This window comes from Pseudoalteromonas sp. BSi20480 (assembly GCF_000241365.1).
Classification (GTDB): domain Bacteria; phylum Pseudomonadota; class Gammaproteobacteria; order Enterobacterales; family Alteromonadaceae; genus Pseudoalteromonas; species Pseudoalteromonas marina.
In genome coordinates this window covers 38,626-44,768 of record NZ_BADX01000085.1, presented here as the reverse complement: position 1 = coordinate 44,768, position 6,143 = coordinate 38,626, and the positions used below count along the sequence as shown (strand labels likewise).

4 protein-coding genes are annotated in these 6,143 nt (G+C 39.4%); all 4 read left to right on the top strand.

Going from position 1 to position 6,143, the window contains the following annotated elements; translation table 11 throughout:
• The first annotated feature begins 1,052 nt into the window (after positions 1-1,052).
• The 4 genes from P20480_RS08735 to P20480_RS08750 are packed head-to-tail and all read left to right on the top strand — an operon-like array spanning position 1,053 to position 6,046.
• Entirely contained in the window at positions 1,053-2,432 is a 1,380-nt protein-coding gene (locus P20480_RS08735; protein WP_008129816.1) for an MATE family efflux transporter, read from the top strand.
• On the top strand, positions 2,429-4,423 hold the full coding sequence (uvrB, locus tag P20480_RS08740) for an excinuclease ABC subunit UvrB (protein WP_008129815.1): 1,995 nt from the start codon (positions 2,429-2,431) through the stop codon (positions 4,421-4,423). The genes P20480_RS08735 and uvrB overlap by 4 nt, the downstream gene beginning before the upstream one ends.
• 3 nt (positions 4,424-4,426) lie before the next feature.
• Positions 4,427-5,365: a class I SAM-dependent methyltransferase gene (locus P20480_RS08745; protein WP_008129814.1), complete on the top strand. Its 939-nt coding sequence runs from the start codon at positions 4,427-4,429 to the stop codon at positions 5,363-5,365.
• Positions 5,366-6,046 carry a tRNA (adenine(22)-N(1))-methyltransferase TrmK gene (locus tag P20480_RS08750; RefSeq protein ID WP_008129813.1) on the top strand — a complete coding sequence of 227 codons (681 nt, stop codon included), beginning with the start codon at positions 5,366-5,368 and terminating at the stop codon, positions 6,044-6,046.
• The last annotated feature ends 97 nt before the right edge of the window (positions 6,047-6,143 follow it).

Genomic DNA, 6,143 nt, shown 5'->3' with positions numbered 1-6,143 from the left:
GCGTCTTGCCTTTCAACGGGGCGAAATATTAATGACCGCGCTGCAAAGTGTCAACATATAAAAGTCATAAATTAAAAAAGAGGTTTATTCGTTGTTTTTATGTGCAATCTGCGTGTTTTATAGCTTTATTTGAAACCATTTATTGGCCTTTCAATAAAACCATCAGTGGTAAACTAGCGCTAAGTGATCGTTTGCTATAGCCAATTGAGTAAATAAAATACGACTTTGAAATGATTTGGTCTGTGTAAAACACAAAATTTAAAAGTACTGACTCTTCGTTTTAGCTATTTATACTCAAAAACCTGACGTTAGGATATTTTTAATCCTAAGTAATAAAATCTAAAGCGTATGCTTTTTAAACATTTGTAATTTTAGCACCTAACCATATACGCAAGTAAAAGCAAAGGTGCTCATAAATAATACAATCAATAACTTGCAATTATAAATGCTGAAAACAGGTTAGCTTAATAATCACATTGCAAATAAAATTTACTAACCTGATGAAATAGGTTTGCAAAGGTTATAAAACACTAAAAAAGCAAATCTCATCACTTTTTAAGTTAGTAGTAAAAATGTATCTCTCTTAAACCCTTTATAAATGCGGGGTCCAATGAGTTATCCACGGTTTCTGTGGATAACTCTGTTTATGAAACTTTAAGAACATCAGCAGCACCAGTAATTTAGAGTGCTACAACGATTTCAAGCTTTTAAATCATTATTTTTATTGCCTTTAAAAACAATGGTTTAAAGTTTTTGTTTTATTGTGTGTGATACGATGAGTGGAATTTTTCGTTACGATAAATCAAAAAGGAGATTTGTGCAAAAAAGACATCAGGTAACGCGTGTGTTTTGTAATAAAAGTAACAATTATGTGTCTTAATTGTTTTTTGACGCGTTAAGCCGCTGTTTTAACAAAACCGTTTAAAAAGCAATGTTTACTTCCAAGGCGCACTTTAAGCAGTTTTATTGCATTAAATCTATTGATAAATCCGTGGCTTGAATTGCCCTGATGCTTTAAAATAATCAACTCAGTAAAAGAGGCTATTTATTTCATGCGCGTAACACAAAATACCAAGACTCGCCCAGATTTACTAAACGATCCCATCTTGCCCACGTTGAAAACCATGACTGTTCCAATGATTTTTGGCATGATCATGTTAATGATGTTTAATATTGTTGATACCTTTTTTATTAGCTTGTTAGGTACTGAGCCCCTTGCGGCAGTGAGCTTTACATTCCCTGTTACATTTACCGTAATTAGTTTGGCTATAGGGTTAGGAATAGGTACTTCAGCTGTCATTGCAAAAGCATTAGGCAGTAACAAAATAGATGAAGCCCGATTTGACGCCAGCATCTCTATATTAGTGGCTGTTGTATTGGTGCTTGCGTTATCGCTTATTGGTTATCTACTTATTGACCCTGTATTTACATTATTGGGAGCAGGACAGCAGGTGCTTCCGTTAATTCATGACTACATGAATATTTGGTTTATTGGCAGTGTATTTTTGATCACACCAATGATTGGTAACTCCGTATTACGTGCCAGTGGCGATACTAAAACGCCAAGTATTGTAATGGGAGGAGCTGGGCTAATAAATGCAATACTTGACCCAATGCTGATATTTGGTTTTGGCCCTATACCTGCTATGGGTATTCAAGGGGCTGCGATTGCAAGTGTAATAGCTTGGGCTGTAGCAGTTGTGATTATTTTATATATATTAATCGTAAAAAAGCGACTACTTAGCTTAAAAGCGGGCTCACAAACGGTTGTGGGGGCAATCCGAAAAATCTTAAAAATAGGTGTGCCGGCTGCAGGTGCTAATATGCTCACGCCTGTTGCAATGGCTGTCATGACTGCACTTGTTGCTAATCATGGCCCTGAGGCTGTTGCTGCGTTTGGTGTTGGTAGCAGAATAGAGTCTATTGCAAGTATTTTAGTGCTTGCCTTATCAATGACACTCCCTCCATTTGTTAGTCAAAATTTTGGGGCTGGAAAGTTATGTAGAGTGAAAGATGCATACATAGGTACCTTGAAGTTCGTCATGGTTTGGCAGTTCATAATTTATATTTTACTGATTATTTTTTCTGGCGTTATAAGTCAGTTATTTGGTAAAGAGCAAGCGGTAATAGATGTAATTAAACTTTTTATTTATATCATTCCACTTAGTTATGGCCTGCAAGGTGTGATCATATTATCGAACTCATCGTTTAATGCTTTGCATAAACCAATGAACGCGCTGTTTTTAAGTATTATTCGGTTGTTTGTTTTCTATGTTCCGTTTGCTTATTTAGGTAGTCATTTTGCAGGGTTAACGGGATTATTTATAGGTGCTGCTGTCGGTAATTTATTTACCGCATTGGTAGCGTATAAATGGTTTATAAAAGAGCTTAAGTCTTTGAGCAGTCAGTCGTTACAGGAGTGCAATAGTTGAGTGATCATTTTCAGTTAAAATCACAGTTTAAGCCAGCAGGGGATCAACCCACCGCAATAAAGCAGTTGTGCGAAGGTTTAGAGGCCGGGCTTGCTCATCAAACATTGTTAGGGGCTACAGGTACGGGTAAAACCTTTACCATGGCTAATATTATTAGCGACTTAAATCGCCCAACAATTATTATGGCCCACAATAAAACGTTGGCTGCACAGCTTTATGGTGAAATGAAAGAGTTTTTTCCTAAAAATGCTGTTGAATATTTTGTTTCTTATTACGACTATTACCAACCAGAGGCCTATGTTGTATCGAGTGATACGTTTATCGAAAAAGATGCTTCAATAAATGAGCACATAGAACAAATGCGTTTAAGTGCTACTAAAGCACTTCTTGAACGCCGCGATACCATTATTGTTGCATCGGTTTCGGCTATTTATGGTTTGGGTGACCCCCAGTCATACATGAAAATGATGTTGCTTTTAAAAGTAGGCGAAAAAGTTGACCAGCGTGACATGCTTCGCCGCTTAGCCGAAATACAATATACCCGTAACGACATAGAGTTTAGCCGAGGTACTTACCGAGTTCGCGGCGAAGTGGTCGACATATTCCCGGCAGAGTCAGAAACATACGCAGTGCGGGTAGAAATGTTTGACGACGAAATAGAGCGCTTGAGTATTTTTGATCCGCTGACAGGTGCTGTTGAAAAACATATTGTGCGCGCCACTATTTATCCTAAAACGCACTATGTAACTCCGCGAGAAAAAATTCTAGGTGCAATCGAAAATATTAAAATAGAACTAAAAGATAGAAGAGCTCAATTACTCAGTGCTAATAAATTGGTAGAAGAGCAGCGTATTGCGCAGCGTACTCAGTACGATATAGAAATGATGACCGAGTTGGGTTATTGCTCGGGAATAGAAAACTACAGTCGATATTTATCGGGGCGAACCCCTGGCGATCCGCCACCAACATTGCTTGATTACCTGCCTGATGACGCATTAATGATTATTGATGAATCCCATGTAACGGTGTCGCAAATCGGCGCTATGTATAAAGGCGACAGAAGCCGTAAAGAAAACCTTGTAGAATATGGTTTTAGAATGCCCTCAGCCATGGATAATCGCCCACTTAGGTTTGAAGAGTTTGAAGCCATTGCTCCGCAAACCATTTATGTATCGGCAACGCCTGGCGACTTTGAAATGGAGCGCAGTGGCGGGGAAGTTGCAGAGCAAATTATTCGTCCAACAGGGCTTTTAGACCCGCTTATAGAAGTAAGGCCTGTTGGCGACCAAGTTGATGATTTATTATCAGAAATATACCAATGTGTTGAAAAAGGTGAGCGCGTATTAGTGACTACGCTTACTAAACGTATGTCTGAAGATTTAACCGATTACCTAAGTGAACACGGCGTAAAAGTACGTTATTTGCATTCAGACATAGATACTGTAGAGCGCGTAGAGATAATTCGTGATTTACGCGCAGGGGTGTTTGACGTGCTAGTAGGCATTAACTTACTAAGAGAAGGTTTGGATATGCCTGAAGTGGCGCTGGTTGCGATACTGGATGCCGACAAAGAAGGCTTTTTACGTTCAACGCGCTCGCTTATTCAAACTATTGGTCGTGCCGCGCGTCACCTAGATGGCCGTGCTATTTTATATGGCGATAAAGTGACTAAATCTATGGCAAAAGCGATAGATGAAACAAGCCGCAGGCGCGAAATTCAACATCAATACAATATAGATAACGGCATAGAGCCACGTGCTTTAGCCAAAAAGATTCTTGATGTGATGGATGTAGGTGAAGAAGCTGGCCCTAAAGATAACCTACAACTTATTCGTAAAGAGTCTAAAAAGGTGCTTAGCGCGAAAGAAATTGCAGCGCAAATCAAGCAGCTTGAAACTAAAATGCACGCGTATGCGAGTAATTTAGAATTTGAAAAGGCGGGCTCTGTGCGCGACGAAATACACGAACTACAACAACAGTTGATTAATTAAAAAATGACTATAAATTTTACGCCTCTTATCACGGCACTTGAGAGTGCCCCTATTTTAAATAACGAACTGTGTCGTGTTTTTCACGGGCGAGGCCATAGTATTGAGGCATTAAGCCACTTAAATTTAGATTTTTACCCGCCAAGCTTATTTTTAGTCTCTTACGATGAAATAGACGACAACACGCTTAATCAGCTAACCGAAACACTTTGGCAGTGGGCGCAAGCGCATTACCCAGAGTTAATTACCTCGCTTGTTTATCAGCAGCGCGCAGGTGTACAAAGCCAAAATACCGTTATGTTTGGAGCGCTTCCTAACCCGCATACAGTAACCGAAAACGGAATTCGCTTTTTAGTTGATTTGCAAAGCCGCCAAAATACCGGGATTTTTCCAGATATGCGAAGCGGCCGTGAGTTTGTAATGGCCAATAGTAAGCATGGCAAAGTACTTAATTTATTTTCGTACACGTGCGGCTTTTCGTTAGCAGCAATGCAGGGCGGCGCTGATCACGTAATGAATATGGATATGAGCAAAGGAGTGCTCAAACTAGGTAAGCAAAACCATCAGTTAAATGGCTTTGACAAAGGCGTGAGTTACTTACCTCACGATATTTTAAAGTCGTTTGGTAAATTAAAAAAAGCGGCTCCGTTTGATCTGATTATTGTTGACCCACCAAGTTTTCAAAAAGGCAGCTTTATTTTAACTAAAGATTACCAAAAAGTGCTTCGTAGGCTCCCTGAGTTACTTAATCAAACAACTAAATTGCTCTTATGCGCCAATAGCCCCGAGCTAACTGAGGATGCCTTTAAAGCACTTATTGCTGAGCACACACAAGGTGCGATTGAATTTGTAGAGCGCCTTGCACCTACCGCACGCTTTATTGAAATAGACAGTGATAAAAGTTTAAAAGCGCTTGTCTATAAAATGTCACATTCGCCTGATTAAATGAAGCTCAGTAAACGACTGGCTGCGATTGATGCGCTGATCACTCGCCAGCAAAACACTATTTGGGATTGCTGCTGCGATCATGGCTATTTGGGAATGGCTTTGTTAAAGCGCTCAGCTGCGGATAAGGTCATATTTGTTGATATTTTATCCAATGTCATGGCCGACCTTGAGGCAACGCTTACACGTAACAAAAAACTAAGGACGCCTGGTGATAAAAAGCCTGAATGGCAGGTCTTGTGTCAGGACGTTGGAAGTATAAAGCTTGATGATGTAGCAAATCAGGTAGTGGTTATAGCGGGTATAGGTGGTGAGCTAGCGCTGCGTTTAGTGCAGCAAATAATAGCTAACAACTCGCCAGAGTGTGTAAAGCATGTTCGATTTATTTTATGCCCAATTCACCACACCTATTTACTGCGCAGTGGTTTACACACGCTTAATTTGGGTTTGCATAGTGAGCACATCATAAGCGATAAAAACCGTATATACGAACTCATAGAGGTTAGCTTTAAAAGCAACCAAACGGTAAGTAAAACAGGTGATGCCATGTGGGACTTAAATAATAAACAGCATACGGCTTACATTCAACGACTGTTAAATCATTATAATAAAATGCTCAATAAAGATGAGCTTTATTATCAAAAAGTTATAAGCGACTATCAAAGTCTATACGATAGTTAAAAAAGCCCAATTTTGTCGGGCGGCTGTGATCTAATTACATAACAAAACACGTAATGTAAGCACAGTTAATATCTTGCCCAGTGCGAGTTTATTTGGT